Below are 19,176 nucleotides of genomic sequence, written 5' to 3' on the forward strand. Positions count from 1 at the left end.
CTACGGGTAACTCGATAGTTTTTATACGTGGCCCAAGCATGAAGGGCTGGCCGGAACGAGTGAATTGGCCGAAACTTCAATTCTGTCGATATCAGGAGTATCGAATGGATCGCTACACAACCTTGCAAAGCTTCGTGCTGGTAGCCGAAAGCGGGAGTTTCGCTGCCGCTGCGCTGAAGGAAGGCGTGACACCGGTGGTCATGGGCCGCCGACTCGATGCGCTGGAGCGGCATCTAGGTGTGAAGCTGATGCACCGCTCCACGCGCGGGCTGGCGCTGACTGATCTGGGCGAGCAATACCTGGAGCGCGCCCGCGGGCTGATCAAGGACTTCGAGGAAGCCGATGCCAGCATCAGCCACCACGGCACCTCGGTGCGCGGGCATCTGGTGGTGTCGGCGCCGGCTGCGTTCGGGCGGCGGCATATTGGTCCGCATGCGCCTGCGTTTCAGGCGCGCTATCCGGACCTGCAGCTGTCGTTCAACTTCACCGACAGCGTGGTCGACCTGGTGCGCCACGGTTACGACATGGGTATTCGCATCGGCGAGGTGACCGACCCCAACTACGTGGCGGTGCGGCTGTTTCCGAACAGGCGGGTGGTATGCGGCTCGCCGGAGTACTTCGCCCGCCATGGCACGCCGACGGCATTGGAAGAGCTGACGCAGCACAACTGCCTGGCCTTCAACCTGCAGGGCGGGCAGCAGCGTGGCTGGACCTTCCTGCGCGACGGCAGGCAGGTGGCGATCCGCGTGGCCGGCAATCTGGACTGCAATGACGGTGAGCTGCTGTTCGACTGGGTCAAGCAGGGCCTTGGCATCGGCTGGCGCTCGACCTGGGAGATCCAGGCCGAGCTCAAGCGTGGCGAGCTGGTCACGGTACTTGACGAGTACGCGCTGCCGGCCTACGACATCCAGGCGGTGTACCCGCAGCAGCGCTACCTGCCGGCCAAGGTGCGTTTCTTCATCGACTATCTGAAGGACATCTACAACGCACAGGGCTATTGGGAAGTGCGCTGAGCGGCTCAGTTGCCGCGGTAGATGGAGAAGCCGTAGGGGCTCAGCAGCAGCGGGATGTGGTAGTGCTCGACGCTGCCGTCGGCTTCGAAGATCACTGGAACTTCGGGGAAAAAGGTGCTGGCCTTCTGCGTGGCGAACCAGTCGCCAGTCATGAAGGTGACGCGGTAAGTGCCTTTCTCCAGCGCCTTGCCTTCGGGGTATAACGCGGTGACCCGACCTTGAGCGTTGGTCTCGCCGCTGTTGAGTGATTTCCAGGTGTCACCCTGACGTTGTTCCAGTGTGACGCGCACATCCGGTGACGGCAGGCCGTTTTCCAGATTGAGCACATGCACACTGAGCGGGTTGCCAGCTGCGAGGGTGAGACCGGACAGGCCGCTGAGCATCAAGCCGGCAGCGATTGAACGTAGTGCTTTCATGGGGTTTTCCTTTTCTTCAGTGGGAGGAGGGCAGCAGTTTTTCGATGGCGGCCATGGCGCAGGCCTCGTCGTTCTTGGCACCGCCGGCACCGGCCACGCCGATGGCACCAATTACCTCGTCGCCGACCTTCAGCGGCACGCCACCGCCGAGCAGCAACAGTTCATCCAGCGTGTTGAGGTTGGCGGCGTCCGGCGTAGCGGCGGCGCGTTCGGCGAACAGGCGGGTCGGGGTCTTGCTCGACAGCGCGGTGTAGGCCTTGCGCTGTGCCGCGAGAGTGTTGTGCGGGCCGACGTTGTCGTCCCGGCGCAGGGCGACCAGGTTGCCGCCGCGATCCACCACCGCGACCACCGCCGTGCGGTTTTCCGCGTGGCACTGATCCAGCGTGGCCTGGATCAGGCCGTCGGCCAGGGCCAGCGATACGTTCTGTTGGGCGATCGGTGCTGGCGTGGCGGCGTTGGCGCTTAGGGCCGGGGTAAGTAATGCCAGCGTCAGCAATGACAGTGTGGCTGCGGTACGCATATCGGTTTCCTTGGATGGCTGAGCTTCGGGGCGCATGGTGCCGATGCCTGCCCGTCAGAACCGTTGCCTGCGCATTACGCTTTTGTAATGGCCGCTTCGACGCCGACTCCCTAACCTAGCAGGCCGTTGAAGAACTACCTGCGTTGCCATCGCTGCGTTGAAAACAGGCTCAAAATGCTCATTTACCACTTGTAAACTGCGCTTTTTCGCCTGTTTTCGCCTTGCGCTGGCTGCCTCGCTGACGTTCTTCAACGACCTGCGGCGCACATTCAGCGAGGTGATCCGATGCGAATTCTGGTGGTGGAGGACGAGGCCAAGACGGCCGACTACCTCAAGCGTGGGTTGGAGGAGTCCGGCTACCGTGTGGAGGTCGCGCGCAATGGCGTCGACGGCAAACACCTGATCGAGGAGGAGCCGTTCGATTTCGTGATCCTCGACGTCATGCTGCCGGGGCTCGATGGCTGGCAGCTGGTGCAGGTGGTGCGCAACCGTTCGACGCACACGCCGGTGCTGTTCCTGACGGCGCGCGATGCAGTGGAAGACCGTGTGCGCGGGCTGGAGTTGGGCGCCGACGACTATCTGGTCAAACCGTTCTCCTATGCCGAGCTGCTAGCGCGGGTACGCACCCTGCTGCGCCGCGGGCCGCCGCGCGAAGTCGAACGCTTCCACGTCGCCGATCTGGACCTGGACCTGCTGCGCCGCCGCGTTACTCGCCAGGGCGAGCGCATCAGCCTGACCAACAAGGAGTTCGCCTTGCTGCATCTGTTGCTCAGTCGCCAGGGCGAGGTGCTGTCCCGCGCGCAGATCGCCTCGCAGGTCTGGCAGATGAATTTCGACAGCGACACCAACGTGGTCGACGTGGCGATCCGCCGCCTGCGCGCAAAGGTCGACGATCCCTATCCGCTCAAACTCATCCACACCGTGCGCGGTATGGGTTACGTGCTGGAGACGGCATCGTGAGGCTGTTGCCGCGCTCGCTCAGCCTGCGCCTGGCCATCGCTTTCGCTCTGGTGGCTGTAGTGCTGCTCGGTGCCATCGGACTGTATTTGTATCGCTCGCTGGAGCGGGAAATCAGCTGGCGTGACGATCAGGCACTGCTCGGTCGGCTGGAACGTATGCAGGCGCTGCTGGAAGACAGCACCAGTATCGAGGCGCTCCGCCAACGACCTCAGCTGTACGAAAACATGCTGGGCAATCGCGACAGCCTGCTCTGGCTGCTCGACGCTCAGGGGCGCCCGCTGATCGAAATCAACCCGGAGAGGCTGATCATTCCGAAGTTGCCGGCCAGCAAGGCTGCGGCGCTGACCGATGCTGACGGAGCGCGGCTGGCCTGGCGTCGGTTGCCGGGCGAAGCCGGTCTGACACTGGTCGCCGGTCGCCTGCTAGCCGAGCGTGAGCAGATGCTCGCCGCCTACCGCGTAAAACTGTGGTGGGCGCTCAGTCTCGGCGCGCTGCTGGCGTCAGTGCTTGGCTGGCTGATCAGCCGGCGCGCGTTGCGTCCGGTGCGTCACTTGACGCGTCAGGCCCTGGCGATCGACGTGCAGCATCTGCACCTCCGCTTGGACGAATCAGCGATGCCGAGCGAACTGGAACCGCTGCGTGCCGCGTTGAACCAGATGCTCAATCGGTTGGAACAGGGCTTCGCGCGGCTGTCACGCTTCAGCGAAGACCTTGCCCACGAGATGCGTACGCCGCTGGGCAATCTCATGGGGCAGACCCAGCAGCTTTTGCACAAGGATCGCGATGCCGAGGCCTATCACGCGCTGCTGGTGTCCAATCAGGAGGAGTATGAACGCCTGGCGCGGATGATCGACAGCATGTTGTTCCTCGCCCGTGCCGAGCAGCCGGCGGCCATCGAGCGACAGCGCTTTGCATTGCCGGCACTGGTCGAGCAGCTGTGCGACTACTTCGAAGGCGTCGCCGAAGAGCGCGGCATTCAGCTGCTCGATGAAACCGAGGGTGAGCTGTTCGGTGATCCTGAGATGATTCGCCGGGCGCTGGCGAACCTGCTGGCCAATGCGCTGCGCTACGGCGTTAGTGACAGCACGGTGCGCATCGTCAGTGGCTCAGAGGATGGCTGGCGGTCGGTCAGCGTGATCAATCTAGGACCTCCGATCCCGCCCGAGCATCTGCCGCGGCTGTTCGATCGCTTCTACCGCTGCGACCCATCGCGCGCCGAGCCGGGCGATACTGGCGGGCTGGGACTGGCTATCGTGCGTTCAATCATGCAACTGCATGGCGGCGAGGTGAGCGTTCGCAGCGATGCCAAGGGAACGGAGTTCATCCTGCGCTTCCCGGCAGAAATGGTCTGATTACGATCATCGCCTCTGGATATGGATGCCGGCGCGCGCTGTCACAGCTAAGGTCATAAAACTGCCTTTGAGAGACGCGCTTGTGGACTCCCTGAAAATCGCCACCTACAACATCAACGGTATCCGTGCACGCCGCACCAACCTGCTTGAATGGCTAGAGCGCGAGCAGCCGGACGTGGTGTGCCTGCAAGAGCTCAAGGCGCAGGACGCCGACTTCCCCATTGATGACATCCGCGCCGCCGGTTACGGCGCTATCTGGCAGGGGCAGAAATCGTGGAATGGCGTGGCGATTCTGGCGAAGGGAGATGATCCGCTGGAGATCCGCCGCGGTCTGCCGGGCGATCCGGACGATACCCACAGCCGTTATCTGGAAGCGGCGGCCCATGGCGTGATCGTCGCCTGCCTCTATCTGCCCAACGGCAACCCGCAGCCGGGGCCGAAGTTCGATTACAAACTGAGCTGGTTCGAGCGCTTCATCGAGCACGCCGCCGGGTTGTTCGCCAGCGGCCACCCGGTGGTGCTGGCCGGCGACTACAACGTTATTCCCACTGACGAAGACATCTACAACCCGCGCTCCTGGAAGAAGGACGCACTGCTGCAGCCGGAAAGCCGCGAATGCTTCGACCGGCTGCTGGCGCAGGGCTGGACCGATGCTTTGCGGGCTAAATACCCGGACGAGCGCATCTATACCTTCTGGGATTACTTTCGCCAGCACTGGCAGAAGAACTCCGGCCTGCGGATCGATCATCTCTTGCTTAGCGCCGATCTGGCGCCACGGTTGATCGATGCCGGCGTTGACCGCTGGGTGCGTGATCAGGAGCATGCCAGCGACCATGCGCCAACCTGGGTAACCCTGAAGGGCGCCGCGAGCGCTGAGACCGAGCCGGAAAAGCCGGCCAAACGCAGCAAAGCCAAGTCAACGAGGTAAACTCGCTGCAGTCAGCGCTCAACGCGCCTGGCTCTTTTCGCTTCTGCTGGAGCTTGCCCGTCATGCGTCGCCCCCGTCATGCGCCTATCTGGATAGCGGCTTTCGCCGTCCTGCTGCATCTGTTCGCGATGCCGCTGATGGCTGCGCACATGCAGGCGGGTTCGGGTAAACACTGCGCGATGGCCAGTGCCAGTGTGAGCCAGCATCACACCGGGCACGGGCACGTCCAGCACGCTCACGTCGATGAATCTGAGCCCAAGCCCAGTCATCATCAGGGGATGCCTTGCTGCTGCGCGGCGGGATCGGCATCGCTGGCTGCGATCACGACCGGCTCGCCGGTGCTGCATCCGCCGCATCTGATGCGGCTCGGCAGTCTGCCCACGGCGACTGCGCCTCTGCTGTCACCGCGTTACCGTTGGCCCGCACTCAATCCCCGCGCCTCCCCGCTCGCCTGATCGATAACCCCTGATCTGCCCGGTAGCCATCGACGGTCGCGTATGCGTGCCGTTGCTGGTCGCTGGCCTTGCTGCAGGCCTACGTCCCGGCCGGCAGAGCAAAAAATACGGTCCCGCCTTTGTAGGAGCGAGCTTGCTCGCGATCCCGACCCACTACAGCGTCATTGATCGCCAGCAAGCTGGCACCTACAGAGAAGCTGCAGCCATTTCGATCGAGTAAGTAGTCATGACTTCAAGTACCGCTGGCGCCCACCACGAGGGGCTATCCATGGTTTCCCGCACGCGGCACCCGCTGCTGGCGTTGTTGATTCGTCTGCATCTGTACGTTGGGCTGCTGGTAGGCCCTTTCATTTTCGTCGCTGCGTTGAGCGGCCTGGTCTATGCGTTGACACCGCAACTCGAAGACCGCCTCTACGCCGAGCAGCTCTACACCGACAGCACCGGAACGCCGCAACCGTTGGCCCGACAGATCGAGATTGCGCAGGCCCATATTGGTGAATCGGCGACGCTTTCGGCGGTCCGACCGGCACCAGGGGCCGGATACACCACCCGTGTGATGTTCAAGGCACCGACGCTGGGTGAGTCAGAGAGCCGAGCGGTGTTCATTGATCCGAGCACTGCCGAGGTCCGCGGCAATCTGCTGGTGTATGGGACCAGTGGCGTGCTTCCGCTGCGCACCTGGCTCGATCAGTTCCACCGTAGCCTGCTGCTCGGCGAACCGGGCCGGATATACAGTGAGCTGGCCGCGTCCTGGCTGTGGGTCGCGGCGCTGGGTGGCTTTGCGTTGTGGTACATCCGGCGGCAACGCAGCGTTGGGGCGGCGCGCTCGAAAGGGGTGAGACGCTGGCATGCCACGCTTGGGCTGTTCCTGCTGATCGGGCTGCTGTTCTTCTCTGCGACCGGCCTGACATGGTCGCGCTGGGCAGGCGACAACATCGGTGTCGCACGGGCTGCGCTGGGCATGTCTACGCCAAGCGTGTCCACTGCGCTGGATGGAGAGGTAGCTGCGCCGGCAGGCGAGCATGGCCATCACACCGGTATGGCAATGCCGCATGCCGGGTCGGCTGATCCAATGATGTTCGATGCGGTACTCAGCGCCGCGCGGGAGAACGGGATAGACGCCAGCAAGGTAGAGATCATGCCGGCCGCCGGACCGGATCGCGCCTGGACGGTGACTGAAATCGACCGCAGCTGGCCCACCCAGGTGGATGCCGTGGCCGTCGATCCGCGCACGCTGCACATCACCGATCGCACCGATTTCGCGACCTTCCCGATTGCAGCCAAGCTAACGCGCTGGGGCATCGATGCGCACATGGGCTCACTGTTCGGTCTGGCCAATCAGCTGCTGCTTGCAGTGACCGCGCTTGGCCTGGCGGCCCTGGTGGCCATGGGTTACCTGATGTGGTGGCGACGCCGCGCGCAGGGTCGAGCCATCCGGCCGGGACTGGTCGAAGCGCTGCGTGGGCTCTCGCCGCGCGAGCGCTGGGCGACGGGCGCCGTCGCGTTGGTATTCGGCATGTGCCTGCCGGTGCTAGGTGTCAGCTTGTTTCTCTTCCTTGCGGTGGATGTGCTGATGACGACACTTCGGCGCGCCAGTTGAGTGGGAGCCGCTAAGGGGCGGCTCGGCCTGGTCACTGGCAGCTGAGCTCAGGTAATCAGCGCCTCTCGGGCTGCAGTCGTTCCGCTTTAGGGGCACTTGTGACTAAAGGCGTGCACGGCTCTGACCCAATTCCGTGCCGGACGGCCAAAGCTGCCGTGCGCACCCGCCAGGCGCGGCCAGCCGGTTCAGAATGCCCGCCATAGAGCGCTGCAGCCAACGGGACGGGGTAGAGCCGGTCGTCGCCGAAACCCCAGCATGGTTATTTGTATCAGTAGTATCTGGGCAAATGTTCAGAAGCCGCGCCTGGAAAAGGTGCGGTTCCAGACTCGCTATCAGTTGTGTCCATCACAGCAGGGTAGGGGTCACTGGTGAGGGAGGGACTCCATGTCTGATGACATTCAGCAGAATCTGGTCGATCGGTTTGCGGTGGTCGACGATCCAGTGTCGATCCTGCTTCGCTTGGAAAACGCCAATCTTTCATTGAGCGAGATGCTCGCTGAGACCCTGCATGCGGTGCGCGCGCATTTGGGAATGGATGTGGCGTTCATCAGCGAGTTCAGGGGCGGAAGCCGGGTGTTCAGATACCTCGATGGCAACTTCGTACCTTTGCAGCTGGCGGTCGGGGCCTGCGATCCCCTTGAAGACAGTTATTGTCAGCGCGTGCTCGACGGCCGCCTGCCGGAGCTGATCCAGGATGCAGCGTCCTTGCCGGAAGCGCTGGCCATGCCGGTAACCATGGCCCTGCCGGTCGGCGCGCACCTCAGCGTTCCGCTGCGCTTCAGCGATGGACGACTCTACGGCACCTTCTGTTGCTTCAGCACCACACCAGACAACAGCCTCAACGAACGGGATCTGAATACGTTGCGGCTGTTCGCCGATTTCGCCGGCAGACTGCTGGAACGTCATGCGCTCAGTGAACTGCGCTATGCCGAGATGCTGACGCGCATCCGCTCGGTGCTTGAGCAGCGGGCCTATTCGGTGGTGTATCAGCCCATCGTGCATCTGCTTGAGAACCGGGTCGTCGGCTACGAAGCGCTGGCGCGATTCAGCGCTAAACCGGAGCGTGGCCCGGACGCCTGGTTTGCCGAAGCCGCGGCCATAGGTCTGCAATCCGAGTTGGAAATCGCCCTGATCGACGAAGCCCTCAAAGGGTTGGTCTTCCTGCCGGAGGAGGCCTATCTGTCGCTAAACGTCTCGCCGGGCACGGTGCTCGACGGCGCGCTTTGCGGTGCGCTCGCCGGGCAGCCGCTCGAGCGCCTGCTTCTGGAGGTCACCGAACACGTGTCCATTGGTGACTACGGACTCATTGCCGACGCGCTGGAGCCGCTGCGCAAGCAGGGATTGCGTCTGGCGGTGGATGATGCCGGCGCTGGTTACGCCAGCTTTCGCCACATCCTCAAGCTCAAGCCGGATGTCATCAAGCTCGATGGCAGCCTGATCCGCAATATCGATTCGAGCATCGAGAGCCGTGCCCTGGCGGCTGCATTGGTCCGTTTTGCTGAAGAGACGGGCAGTAAGGTGGTCGCCGAGTGTATCGAGACCGAAGCGGAGCTGGCGGTGCTGCGTGAGCTCAAGGTCAACAAGGCGCAGGGTTATCTGCTTGGGCGTCCGGCGCCTATCACCGCGCCGGTTTCCAGCGTGTTCACGGGCTCCTTCAACGCCGGGTGAGGTGTCTGCCAGCGGGCCTTCACGGCTCGCTAAGCCAACCTCCACCGAGTACCTGATACAGACTGATCAGCGCATTGAGCTGGCTTTCGCGCAACTGAACCGCTGCCAGCTCGGTGTTGAACAGGTTGCGTTGTGCATCCAGGGTTTCCAGATAGGACGAGTAACCGGCTCGGTAGCGGTCTTCTGCATAGGTCAGCGAGCGCTCCAGCACGGTGCGACGGGCCGCGACGCGTTCGAGCTGCTGGCGCAGATTGCCGACGGCCGAGAGGCTGTTTTCCACCTCATTGAATGCCTGCAAAGCCGTCGCGCGATATGCGAAGGCCGCCTGGTTGCGCTGCGCGACGGCGATGTTCACACCCGATTCCAGCCGACCGGCATTGAAGATCGGCGCCAGCACGCTGGCTCCCAGATCCCAGACCCGCACCGGGTCATAGTCCAGCGAATTGACGAACAGCCGGCCGAGGCTGGCGGACAGCTGAACCTGAGGCAAAAAGCGGTCGCGCTGGGCCTGGATGTTCAGGTCGCTGGCGGCCAGCAACAGTTCGGCCTGCTGAATATCAGGCCGACGGCGTAGTAGCGTCGACGGCAGTAACCCCGGGACCGGGGGCGGCTCGATCGACAGCAAACCAGCGCCGCGCTCGATCACTCCCGGCAGGCGGCCGGTAAGCAGGCGTAATGCATTTTCCTGTTCACGGATCGCCTGTTGCAACTGCGGCAGCAGCTCGGCGGCGGCTTCGTATTCGGACTGCGCCTGGCTCAATTCCAGCTGCGAGGTGTAACCAAGCTTGGCTCTGTCCTCGGCGACGCGTAGCGCCTGCTGCCGCGACTCAACGGTTTCACGGGTGACGGCCAGCTGCTGATCCAGCGAAAGCAGGGACATGTACGCACGCGCGGTAGTGCTGGCAACAGCCAGGTGCACCGCATCGCGCTCGGCCTCGGTGGCACGATATTGCAGCTCGGCCGTTTCGCGCAGTCGCCGCAACCGGCCCCAGAGATCCACTTCGTAGGACACCTGCAGCGATGGCTGAACGGACGTGTTATGCGTGATGCCCAGCACGCTCAGCTCTCGCGTACGCTGTGCGCCCAGCGCCGCATCGATTGATGGCAGCAGGGCAGCGCGCGACTGCTGGATCTGCTCGCGGGCCTGCTCGACGCGTGAGGCCGCGCTCAATACATCGGTATTGTTCGCCAGCGCAGCTTCGACCAGTGCTGTCAGCTGCGGATCGTCGAAGGCCCTCCACCAAGTGGCAGAGATAGCAGTTTCACGGCGTTCGGCGTCGCGCCACTGAGCAGGCGGGGCCACGTCCGCTTCGGGTGGGGCAGGCTGCCGCGCCGGCATGCAGCCTGCCAGGGCGGTCAGCAGCAGAGCTGGAGCCAGTCCGGGCAGCCATTTGAATCGTCCTTTCATGGTCGCTCGTCCGCCGTCTCGGGCTCGGCATTCGCTGCGCCTGCGGTATCCACATGGGTGACGACTGAAAGGCCGGGCCGCAGCCGTTTGGCGAGAGGTTGATCGGGGTCGATGGAGATGCGCACCGGCACACGCTGAACCACCTTGGTGAAGTTGCCGGTAGCGTTGTCCGGACGCAGCACGCTGAATTCCGACCCTGTTGCGGGGGCCAGTCGCTCCACGCGGCCGGTCAGGTGCGCGTCGTCCAGTGCATCGACCTCGATTTCCACACGTTGGCCGGGACGCATGGCAAAGGTCTGGGTTTCCTTGTAATTGGCGATCACCCAGAGCTGATCCGGTACGAGATAGAGCAGCTGCGAGCCAGCCGCCACGTATTGCCCCTGACGCACGGTGACCTCGCTGACCTGACCGTCGCGCGGGGCGTGGATGACGGTGTTATCCAGATCGATCTGCGCGCGTTTCAGCGTCGCCTCGGCGATTTCAACCTGCGCCTGTAACCCACCACGCGAAACCTCGCTGGCTTTCAGCGTCTGCTCGGCAATGGCGATGGCGGCGCGCGCCTGTTGTACCTGGGCTGCATCGGCGCCTGCAGTGGCGCGGATCTGGTCGCGCTCGCGGATCGACACCGAGCCACGTTCGGCCAGCTCGTTGACGCGTTTTTCATCGCTGCGCACGCGCTGCAGCTCTGCCTCAGCCGCTGAAAGCTCGGCACGGCGCGAGGCCAGCGTCGCCCGGTTGGACGCAAGCGTCTGCTTCAGGTTGTCCAGTTCGAAACGCCGCGCGGCGAGCTCGGCTCGGCGCTGCTCGACCATCTGGCGGTATTGGCGGTCGTCGATGCGCACCAGCGGTTGGCCCTGGGTGACGCGCTCGAAGTCCTGCACCAGAACTTCGGTCACGTAGCCGTTGACCTGAGGCGCAAGCACCGTGATCTGCCCGCGGACATAGGCGTTTTCGGTAACCGCCACGCGGCCGCTGAAGGGCCAGAGTTGCCAGGCATAGAGAATAGCCAGCGTGCCGATCAGCGCTACCAGCACCATGAGCATCACCGAGCGGCGGCTGGGTTTGATGGTTTTTGGCGGATCGTCCGGCGTCGGGCCTGCATCGGTGGCAGCTGCCTGGGGCTCTGCGGGTAGGGCCGGCTGGCGTGTTTCCTGATCCTCGGGATTTGTGCGTTCGCTCATGGAGACGAGGCGTTCCTGTTCTGCCGCGCAATGCGCAGGGTGTGATAGAGCGTCCAGCCGAACACGCCGATGGAAAGCATGCCGATCAGCCGGAATATATCGTTAAAGGCCAGCACGTTGGCTTCACGAGTGACGACCTGACTCAGCTGCGCCGCGCTTTGTGCCTGCCGCAGCTGCGGGTCGTTCTGGCGCGGCGCCAGGGCCAGGTTCTGCGCTTGCAGACGTCCGGCCACCCGTGGGTCGCCTGACACGATCTGCTCTGTCAGGTGGCTGGAGTGGTATTTCTCACGCACCACCTGAAAGGTGCCGAACAGTGCCGGCGCGGCAAGGCCGCCAAGGCTCTGGGTCATGGTGAACAGGACGATGAAGGTCACCAGATAGTTCGGTCCGTTGCGCAACGCCTTGCCGATGCCGGTGAGCAGCAGCGGGCCGAGGAACATGCCGCTGGCGAAGGCGAGCAGGCCCTGGCTGAGGAACATGTCGTGTGGACGGGTCAGGTTGGTGGCGTCGATATCGAGAAAGCTGGCGACGGCGATCAGCACGATCGACAGCAGAATTTGCGGAAAAGCGGTAACCGGGCTGAAGGTCATCGCGCTGGCGGTGATACCCAGCGTCAGCCCCAGCAGGATCACGGCATACAGCGGTTGCAGCTGTTCGGTGCCCATGCCGAGGGTCTGTAGCAGCCCGACCGCACCGTAGGTCTGCTCGGAGAGCAGCAGCCGCAGTGCGAGCGCGCCAAAGGCGAAGCGCAGCATTTCACCCGTGCCGAGCCAGCGGGTGTGCAGCAGGGGGTTGCGGCGGTGGTGCTCGATCATGAAGACGGCACACATCAGCAACAGCGAGGCAATCAGCGCGTAGCCCAGCCAGGGCTGCTCGGTCCACCAGAGGATCCGGCCCTGGGCCAGAACCGCAGCAATCAGCGCAAGCGCCGGCGCCATCAGGGCAAAGGTGACAAAGTCCAGTGGTTCGAACACCTTGATGCGCTCGCCCAGCGGCAGTTTGAGCACCACCACGGCAGCCAGCGAGCAGAGCGCCAGCCCGCTTTCGAATACGTAGAGGCGGTGCCATTCGCCCATGTCCAGCAGCGCAGGTGACATTAACCAGGCCAGTGGCGTGCCCAGTTGCGAGATCCCGAAGCCGAAGATCACCCCTTTGGGCAATCCCACCTTGCCGAATGCCTGCAGCATGTAGAACAGGCCGAGCGAGGTGGTGGTCGCTGCCGCCAGGCCGCTGGCCGCGCGCACGAAGACCGCCATTTCCCAGCCTTCGACGAACACGTGGGCGATGCTCAGCAGTGCATAAACCGTTAGCCCGATCTCGGCGAACCGGCGCAGCCCGTACTGCTGACGAACCTTGATCACCAACAGGTTGGCCGACACGTTGACCATGAAATAGGCCGCCGGCAGCCACGCGCCCTGCGATGGCGTCAGACCCAGATCGCCCTGAATGCTCGGCAGGTTGGCGATGAACAACGCATTGCCCAGTCCGCCGGTGATACCTACCAGCACCGCAACGCAGGCATAGGCGATACGCAGCCGCATCGAATGCACCAGGATCGCTGGCGATCCGGGCATCGAAGGGCGTTCATGGGGTTCCCAACGGGGAACGGGGGCTAGGTATTGCGGCATTCTTTGCGAGGCTCAAAAGCGGGACGACTGGGCTGCGCAGCTGGCCAAGGCCCGTGGCGCTTAACGTCGGACAATAATCTGTGCGAAACGATTGGTCACATTTTACCGGCAACCGAGGTTGGTGTGCCGACGGAGCTTGTCACGCACAACCGAAGGGCTGCCGCTCAAATCACCCCAGTCGCTCAGAAAGGCGTTCCGCAGCCAGGACGAATCCATCTGCGCCGGGCGATAACGCGCGTACGCGGAGACGTGGTTTCCGTCTGTGCAGACTTGGTGAACAGTACATGACTTCCATTCGATCCACGGGCTGCGGCTCCTTGGCGGCAGGTTTGGCAGCATGCCGATGCGGGTTGAGTTCTATTGGCCAATCCCAACGAACGAGGTCGTCTACGCTGTAAAAAATTAGCTGCTGGAGGTGCCGGCGACGGCTATTACCTATACATCGCGGTTGCGGGCTTCGGCGCAGCAGGCGGTTTTGGAGGTTTGGATGCACGACAACATTCGGCTCAGTCCGGGAACTGTTGGTTACCTTGGCGACCCGGTATTGGCACTGGTCGACATCGAGATGCGCGGGCAATCGGTCGCGGACATGCTTTGCGAAGCGCTGCACTCCGTTCGTGTGCACCTGGGAATGGACGTGGCCTTCGTCGCCGAGTTCGCCGATGGGCTGCGCGTGTTTCGATACGTAGACGGCAATAACCAGTCGATGGCGATCTGTGCCGGAGATTCCGATCCCTTGTGCGACACCTACTGCGAGCGGGTGTTGGACGGCCGGCTTCCGCAGCTGATTCCCGACACCAGCCAATTGCCGAGCGCCGTTGCCTTGCCGATCACCGCGTCCCTGTCCATCGGTGCCTATATCGGTGTGCCCCGATTCGTTTCAGCGATGGTCAGCTTTACGGAACGCTCTGCTGTCTGAGCTCGTGCCCTGACCAGACGTTGAACGACCGTGACCTCGATACGCTTCGGGTATTCGCCGAGTTTTCCGGACGTCTGCTTGAGACTCAGGCCAGGCGAGAACGCGATCAGGAGGTGATCGTGCGCAGGATTCGCAGCGTGCTGAGCGACCACCTCTATCAAGTTGTGTATCAGCCCATCGTTGATGTGGTGCATAACCGAATCGTGGGCTATGAGGCCCTGGCGCGCTTCCAGCCCGATCCGCAGCGCAGCCCCGACCTCTGGTTCGGTGAAGCGGCGCGGGTCGGGCTGCAGTGCGAGCTGGAGATGGGCCTGATCGAGGAAGCGCTGAAGGGCTTGGCTCATATCGGGGACGCGTACCTGTCCGTCAATGTTTCGCCGGAAACCATGCTGACGGGCGCGGTGCAGCGGCTGCTCGACAAACAGCCGTTGAATCGCCTGATGCTCGAGGTGACGGAACACGCCTCGGTGACCGATTACCAGACAGTCAATGAAGCCCTGGCGCCGTTACGAGGCAAAGGGCTTGCGCTGGCAGTGGACGATGCCGGGGCAGGCTACGCGAGCTTTCGTCATATTCTTCAGCTCAAGCCCGACGTCATCAAGCTCGACGGAAGCCTTATCCGTGGCATCGACAGAAACGGCGACTGCCGTGCACTGGCATCGGCACTGATCCGCTTCGGTCACGAAACCGGCAGCAAGATCGTCGCCGAATGCGTGGAAACCGAGGCGGAGCTGGAAATCCTCCGCGAGCTGCAGGTCGGCAAGGCGCAGGGCTATCTGCTTGGACGGCCTTTGTCGTTCGCGGCGACAGGGTGATTAGCCGCGTTGCGTTTTGGCACTGGCGCTGGCTCTTCGGGTAGCGCGTAGCGGCGGGGGCTCAGCCCGAAAACGTCAGCGTCTCCAGCACACGGCATGTGCCATTTCTCAGGCGTGGACGGCGCTCCGCTCGGCAGGCCAGGCTGAACCTTTCTCGAATGAGTACAGTCGACTTAACAGGTTGGCCGTGTTCTTTCCGGCCGTTCATCAAGCCCGTAGGAGAATTATTCAATGGATAACAAAGACACCATTTCCGTACTCAACGACCTTATCGAAACCAGCAAAGACGGTGAGAAAGGCTTTCGCGAATGCGCTGAAGACCTCAAGAACCCGCAACTGAAAACCACCATGACTCAGCGTGCCCAGGATTGCGCAACGGCCTCTGCCGAACTGCAGCAACTGGTGCGCACCCTCGGTGGTGATCCAGAGACCTCCACCAGCGTAGCGGCCGACATGCATCGTCGTTGGGTCGACCTCAAGTCGATGATCACCGGCAAGGATGACGAAGCTATCCTTAACGAGTGCGAGCGTGGCGAAGACGTGGCACTCAAGAGCTACCGTAAGGCGCTGGAAAAGGACCTGCCGATGGACGTTCGCAGCGTTGTCGAACGCCAGCTCCAGGGTGTGCAGCGCAACCATGATCAGGTCAAGGCACTGCGTGACGCCGAGCGCGCTCGCAGCTGATCGACCCCGATGTGAAAAGCGCCGTCCTTGTGCCGGCGCTTTTGTTTGTGCGATTCACTGAGCGACGATATCGGCCTGAAGGAGGCTTTCGATATCGGCAACGATCGATCATGACGATCAAACGCCCGCAACAGCGATTCGCAGCTGAGCTGCTAAGCTAAGTGCTTCGTTTTTCTCAAGGGCCGGCCATGAACTCCTTCATCAATCCACCGGCCGATGACACCAGCCTCCAGCGCGCCGAACTGGCCCGTCTGGTGGAGGGTTTCGTCAGCGGCGACGGCATGCATCCCACCGCTATCGATCTGTTGCATCTGATCCGATGCGAGAAACCGGGTGAAATGACTTACGGGCTGCATAAGCCGGCGATGTGCATCATCGTGCAGGGTGGTAAGGAAGTGCGTCTGGCCGATGAGCTTTACTGCTACGACCCGCTTCATTACCTGGTCGTGTCGGTGACGCTGCCGGTGGCCGGCTGCGTAATCCGCGCCTCCAGTGACGAACCCTATATCTGCATCCGGCTGGACATCGATCCGTCGCTGATCGCCGCGCTGGTCAGCGAAGCTGAACCGGCAAGCCCCAGCTCCGAACCTGCCGGACGCGGCCTTTATCTGGATCGCATCGACGCGCCGTTGCTGGATGCCACTTTGCGGCTGGTCAGGCTACTGGGTGAACCAGAGGATATTCCCGTACTGGCACCGCTGGCCCTGCGCGAGATCTTCTATCGCGTACTCCGCGGGCCTCAGGGCAGGCATCTGCAGGATGTGGCGCTGCAAGGCAGCCAGTCGCACCGGGTCAACCGCGCCATCGAGTGGCTCAATCACAATTATGTCGAGCCGCTGCGCATCGATGACCTGGCGCGCCGGGTTAATCTGAGCGCTTCCAGCTTGCATCATCGATTCAAGGCGCTGACGGCCATGAGCCCGCTTCAGTACCAGAAGCAACTGCGGTTGCAGGAGGCCCGCCGCCTGTTGATGGCTGAAGGGCTGGAAGTTTCGGCGGCGGGATACCGGGTCGGCTACGAAAGCCCTTCGCAATTCAGCCGCGAGTACAGCCGGCTGTTCGGCGCCTCACCGGTCAAGGACATGGCGCGCCTGCGCAGCATCGCCTGATCTCGTGGCTGGTACTTTCACAACACCTGTGGAAGCCGGCGCCTAATCGGGCTGCCGAGAACACCCTTGGCCAGTCCCACACAGCAGGGTCGTAGCTCAAGCGAGGGGATTGCCAGCACGCTGATCAAACAGCACAAAGGCTCCCCAGCAATCTCAGCGCGATAGGGAAGCCGCCCTGGCGCGTGCCGCGTGCAGCTTCTTATAGCTATCGATCAGCCGCTGGTGTCGGTCGAGTCCTTCCAACTTCATGCTGGTGGTCGTCAGACCGTAGAAGCGCACGCTGCCGTATACCGAGCCAATTGCTGCATCCATTCGCGCGTCGCCAAACATGCGTCGGAAATTGGTCTCGTAGTGCTGCATGTCCAGTTCGGCATCCAGCTGGACTTCAAGCACCACGTTCAGCGCCTGGTAGAACAGGCCGCGCTCGACAGTGTTGTCGTTGTACTGCAGGAAGGTTTCGACCAGCTCTTTCGCCTCCTCGAACTGCTGCAGAGCGAGGTGGATCAGCAGCTTGAGTTCGAGAATGGTGAGCTTGCCCCAAGGCGTGTTGTCGTCAAGCTCGATACCGATCAGGGTGGGAATGTCGGTGTAGTCATCCAGCTCGCTTTCTTCCAGGCGCTCGAGCATCGCCTGCAGGCTGTCGTCGTCCAGGCTGTGCAGGTTGAGGATGTCGTCGCGGAAAAACAGCGCCTTGTTGGTGTTATCCCAGATCAGGTCTTCAACTGGATACACTTCGGAATAACCCGGCACCAGAATGCGGCACGCGGTGGCGCCCAGGTCGTCGTACACCGCCATGTACGCTTCCTTGCCCATGCCTTCGAGAATGCCGAACAGCGTGGCCGCTTCCTCGGCATTCGAGCTTTCGCCCTGGCTGGAAAAGTCCCACTCGACGAATGCGTGGTCTGCCTTGGCGCTAAAGAAACGCCAGGACACCACACCGCTGGAATCGATGAAGTGCTCGACGAAATTGTTGGGCTCCATCACGGCCTGGCTTTCGAAGGTCGGCTGAGGCAGGTCGTTCAAACCTTCGAAGCTGCGGCCCTGCAGCAGCTCGGTCAGGCTGCGCTCCAGCGCCACTTCGAAGCTCGGGTGCGCGCCGAAGGAGGCAAACACACCGCCGGTGCGTGGATTCATCAGGGTGACGCACATCACCGGGTATTTACCGCCCAAGGACGCATCCTTCACAAGTACCGGGAAGCCCTGCTCTTCGAGGCCCTGGATGCCGGCGAGGATGCCGGGGTATTTCGCCAGCACCTCTTGCGGCACATCGGGCAGTGCGATTTCACCTTCGAGAATCTCGCGTTTCACCGCGCGCTCGAAGATCTCCGACAGGCACTGCACCTGCGCTTCGGCCAGGGTATTGCCGGCGCTCATGCCGTTGCTGAGGAACAGGTTTTCAATCAGGTTGGATGGGAAGTAGATCACCTCTCCATCCGACTGGCGCACGTAGGGCAGTGAGCAGATTCCGCGCTGCTCATTGCCGGAATTGGTGTCGATCAGATGCGAGCCGTACAGCTCGCCATCAGGGTTGTATATCGCCAGGCAATACTCATCGAGAATGCCGGCCGGCAGCGCATCCTTGCGGCCCGGCTTGAACCAGCGCTCGTTCGGGTAATGCACGAACTCGGCGTCGGCGATCTCCTCGCCCCAGAATTGATCGTTATAGAAGAAGTTGCAGTTGAGCCGCTCGATGAACTCGCCCAGCGCCGAGGCCAGCGCGGCCTCTTTGGTCGCGCCCTTGCCGTTGGTGAAGCACATCGGCGACTGCGCATCGCGGATATGCAGCGACCATACGTTGGGCACGATATTGCGCCATGAGGCGATTTCGATCTTCATGCCCAGCTCGGCCAGAATGCCGGACATGTTGGCGATGGTCTGCTCCAGCGGCAGGTCCTTGCCGAGTACGCGGGTACCTTCTCCGGACTCGGCCATGGGCATCAGCAATGCCTGAGCGTCCGCATCCAGGTTCTCTACTTCCTCGATAACGAAATCCGGCCCGGTCTGCACCGCCTTCTTCACCGTACAGCGCTCGATGGAGCGCAGGATGCCCTGGCGATCCTTCGCGGAGATGTCCGCTGGCAGCTCGACCTGAATCTTGAAGGTCTGCTTGTAGCGGTTTTCGGGGTCGACGATGTTGTTTTGCGACAGGCGAATGTTGTCGGTCGGAATGTTCCGGGTGTTGCAGTAGAGCTTTACGAAGTACGCCGCACAGAGCGCAGACGAAGCGAGAAAGTAATCGAACGGGCCCGGCGCCGAACCGTCGCCCTTGTAGCGAATCGGCTGGTCGGCAACCACCGTGAAATCGTCGAATTTGGCTTCGAGCCTGAGGTTGTCGAGAAAATTAACCTTGATTTCCATGCGGGATTACCAGAACAACACGATGTGGCCGTCCATTATCCGGCTTCTCGCCTGGATGTCTTTTGTTAATTCAGCTTCAGCCGGGCGCTGATCGGGGCCAGGCATACACGCCCTCCAGATACCGGCGCCCAGCGCGCAACCTGGCGCGCATCGGCCGATGCT

General features: G+C 62.4%; 17 protein-coding genes. 11 read left to right on the top strand and 6 right to left on the bottom strand.

All coding sequences use genetic code 11. The annotated features are described in order from the left end of the window. Window positions 1-104: 104 nt before the first annotated feature. Window positions 105-1,013: a LysR family transcriptional regulator gene (locus tag NA619_RS05885; protein WP_255960857.1), complete on the top strand. Its 909-nt coding sequence runs from the start codon at window positions 105-107 to the stop codon at window positions 1,011-1,013. Between the two features lie 5 nt (window positions 1,014-1,018). On the opposite strand, the gene uraH is transcribed toward NA619_RS05885, so the two are convergent. Then, the gene (uraH, locus tag NA619_RS05890; protein ID WP_255960858.1) at window positions 1,019-1,429 is read right to left on the bottom strand and encodes a hydroxyisourate hydrolase; all 411 of its coding nucleotides are present in this window, start codon (window positions 1,427-1,429) and stop codon (window positions 1,019-1,021) included. Between the two features lie 16 nt (window positions 1,430-1,445). After that, window positions 1,446-1,949 (bottom strand): GlcG/HbpS family heme-binding protein, encoded by a 504-nt coding sequence (locus tag NA619_RS05895; protein WP_255960859.1) that lies wholly within the window; start codon window positions 1,947-1,949, stop codon window positions 1,446-1,448. A 285-nt stretch (window positions 1,950-2,234) separates the two neighbouring features. Here NA619_RS05895 and NA619_RS05900 point away from each other — a divergent pair, with 285 nt between their 5' ends. The 6 genes from NA619_RS05900 to NA619_RS05925 all read left to right on the top strand — a co-directional run bounded on the left by NA619_RS05900 (window position 2,235) and on the right by NA619_RS05925 (window position 8,912). After that, window positions 2,235-2,909, top strand: coding sequence for a heavy metal response regulator transcription factor (locus NA619_RS05900; RefSeq protein ID WP_255960860.1), 675 nt, complete (start codon window positions 2,235-2,237; stop codon window positions 2,907-2,909). Continuing rightward, window positions 2,906-4,261 (top strand): heavy metal sensor histidine kinase, encoded by a 1,356-nt coding sequence (locus NA619_RS05905; RefSeq protein WP_255960861.1) that lies wholly within the window; start codon window positions 2,906-2,908, stop codon window positions 4,259-4,261. The genes NA619_RS05900 and NA619_RS05905 overlap by 4 nt, the downstream gene beginning before the upstream one ends. A gap of 82 nt (window positions 4,262-4,343) precedes the next feature. Further along, window positions 4,344-5,189, top strand: a complete 846-nt coding sequence (gene xth, locus NA619_RS05910; RefSeq protein WP_255960862.1) for an exodeoxyribonuclease III — start codon at window positions 4,344-4,346, stop codon at window positions 5,187-5,189. Between the two features lie 62 nt (window positions 5,190-5,251). Beyond that, the gene (locus NA619_RS05915; protein WP_255960863.1) at window positions 5,252-5,644 is read left to right on the top strand and encodes a DUF2946 family protein; all 393 of its coding nucleotides are present in this window, start codon (window positions 5,252-5,254) and stop codon (window positions 5,642-5,644) included. Between the two features lie 226 nt (window positions 5,645-5,870). Beyond that, complete coding sequence (locus NA619_RS05920) at window positions 5,871-7,244, top strand: PepSY-associated TM helix domain-containing protein (protein ID WP_423836805.1); 1,374 nt, start codon at window positions 5,871-5,873, stop codon at window positions 7,242-7,244. Window positions 7,245-7,628: 384 nt separating this feature from the next. Continuing rightward, window positions 7,629-8,912 (top strand): sensor domain-containing phosphodiesterase, encoded by a 1,284-nt coding sequence (locus NA619_RS05925; RefSeq protein WP_255960864.1) that lies wholly within the window; start codon window positions 7,629-7,631, stop codon window positions 8,910-8,912. A 19-nt stretch (window positions 8,913-8,931) separates the two neighbouring features. On the opposite strand, the gene NA619_RS05930 is transcribed toward NA619_RS05925, so the two are convergent. The 3 genes from NA619_RS05930 to NA619_RS05940 are packed head-to-tail and all read right to left on the bottom strand — an operon-like array spanning window position 8,932 to window position 13,075. Further along, window positions 8,932-10,320 (bottom strand): efflux transporter outer membrane subunit, encoded by a 1,389-nt coding sequence (locus NA619_RS05930; protein ID WP_255960865.1) that lies wholly within the window; start codon window positions 10,318-10,320, stop codon window positions 8,932-8,934. Then, a complete protein-coding gene (locus NA619_RS05935) occupies window positions 10,317-11,501 on the bottom strand; it encodes an HlyD family secretion protein (RefSeq protein WP_255960866.1) in 1,185 nt (394 codons plus the stop codon). Before NA619_RS05935 ends, NA619_RS05930 begins: the two co-directional genes overlap by 4 nt. Then, entirely contained in the window at window positions 11,498-13,075 is a 1,578-nt protein-coding gene (locus NA619_RS05940; protein WP_255960867.1) for an MFS transporter, read from the bottom strand. The genes NA619_RS05935 and NA619_RS05940 overlap by 4 nt, the downstream gene beginning before the upstream one ends. A gap of 541 nt (window positions 13,076-13,616) precedes the next feature. Between NA619_RS05940 and NA619_RS05945 the strand changes: the two genes are divergently transcribed. From NA619_RS05945 to NA619_RS05960, 4 genes are all read left to right on the top strand, one after another. Beyond that, window positions 13,617-14,048: a hypothetical protein gene (locus tag NA619_RS05945; protein ID WP_255960868.1), complete on the top strand. Its 432-nt coding sequence runs from the start codon at window positions 13,617-13,619 to the stop codon at window positions 14,046-14,048. Next, window positions 13,934-14,863, top strand: coding sequence for an EAL domain-containing protein (locus NA619_RS05950; protein WP_423836810.1), 930 nt, complete (start codon window positions 13,934-13,936; stop codon window positions 14,861-14,863). Before NA619_RS05945 ends, NA619_RS05950 begins: the two co-directional genes overlap by 115 nt. A 231-nt stretch (window positions 14,864-15,094) precedes the next feature. Next, on the top strand, window positions 15,095-15,547 hold the full coding sequence (locus NA619_RS05955; protein ID WP_255960870.1) for a PA2169 family four-helix-bundle protein: 453 nt from the start codon (window positions 15,095-15,097) through the stop codon (window positions 15,545-15,547). Window positions 15,548-15,735: 188 nt separating this feature from the next. Further along, the gene (locus tag NA619_RS05960) at window positions 15,736-16,656 is read left to right on the top strand and encodes an AraC family transcriptional regulator (RefSeq protein ID WP_255960871.1); all 921 of its coding nucleotides are present in this window, start codon (window positions 15,736-15,738) and stop codon (window positions 16,654-16,656) included. 153 nt (window positions 16,657-16,809) lie between these two features. Here the strand turns inward: NA619_RS05960 and NA619_RS05965 are convergent, their stop codons facing one another. Next, window positions 16,810-19,014, bottom strand: coding sequence for an OsmC domain/YcaO domain-containing protein (locus NA619_RS05965; RefSeq protein ID WP_255960872.1), 2,205 nt, complete (start codon window positions 19,012-19,014; stop codon window positions 16,810-16,812). Between the last annotated feature and the right edge of the window lie 162 nt (window positions 19,015-19,176).

It is taken from the genome of Stutzerimonas stutzeri (assembly GCF_024448895.1).
Classification (GTDB): domain Bacteria; phylum Pseudomonadota; class Gammaproteobacteria; order Pseudomonadales; family Pseudomonadaceae; genus Stutzerimonas; species Stutzerimonas stutzeri_Q.

What these genes read in the sequence shown, in the direction of transcription:
- uraH (WP_255960858.1), bottom strand. Translation starts at nt 1,429, where the DNA reads ATGAAAGCACTACGTTCAATCGCTGCCGGCTTGATGCTCAGCGGCCTG.
- NA619_RS05915 (WP_255960863.1), top strand. Translation starts at nt 5,252, where the DNA reads ATGCGTCGCCCCCGTCATGCGCCTATCTGGATAGCGGCTTTCGCCGTC.
- NA619_RS05945 (WP_255960868.1), top strand. Translation starts at nt 13,617, where the DNA reads ATGCACGACAACATTCGGCTCAGTCCGGGAACTGTTGGTTACCTTGGC.
- NA619_RS05895 (WP_255960859.1), bottom strand. Translation starts at nt 1,949, where the DNA reads ATGCGTACCGCAGCCACACTGTCATTGCTGACGCTGGCATTACTTACC.
- NA619_RS05935 (WP_255960866.1), bottom strand. Translation starts at nt 11,501, where the DNA reads ATGAGCGAACGCACAAATCCCGAGGATCAGGAAACACGCCAGCCGGCC.
- NA619_RS05920 (WP_423836805.1), top strand. Translation starts at nt 5,871, where the DNA reads ATGACTTCAAGTACCGCTGGCGCCCACCACGAGGGGCTATCCATGGTT.
- NA619_RS05960 (WP_255960871.1), top strand. Translation starts at nt 15,736, where the DNA reads ATGAACTCCTTCATCAATCCACCGGCCGATGACACCAGCCTCCAGCGC.
- NA619_RS05940 (WP_255960867.1), bottom strand. Translation starts at nt 13,075, where the DNA reads ATGCCCGGATCGCCAGCGATCCTGGTGCATTCGATGCGGCTGCGTATC.
- NA619_RS05900 (WP_255960860.1), top strand. Translation starts at nt 2,235, where the DNA reads ATGCGAATTCTGGTGGTGGAGGACGAGGCCAAGACGGCCGACTACCTC.
- NA619_RS05955 (WP_255960870.1), top strand. Translation starts at nt 15,095, where the DNA reads ATGGATAACAAAGACACCATTTCCGTACTCAACGACCTTATCGAAACC.
- NA619_RS05930 (WP_255960865.1), bottom strand. Translation starts at nt 10,320, where the DNA reads ATGAAAGGACGATTCAAATGGCTGCCCGGACTGGCTCCAGCTCTGCTG.
- NA619_RS05885 (WP_255960857.1), top strand. Translation starts at nt 105, where the DNA reads ATGGATCGCTACACAACCTTGCAAAGCTTCGTGCTGGTAGCCGAAAGC.
- NA619_RS05925 (WP_255960864.1), top strand. Translation starts at nt 7,629, where the DNA reads ATGTCTGATGACATTCAGCAGAATCTGGTCGATCGGTTTGCGGTGGTC.
- NA619_RS05965 (WP_255960872.1), bottom strand. Translation starts at nt 19,014, where the DNA reads ATGGAAATCAAGGTTAATTTTCTCGACAACCTCAGGCTCGAAGCCAAA.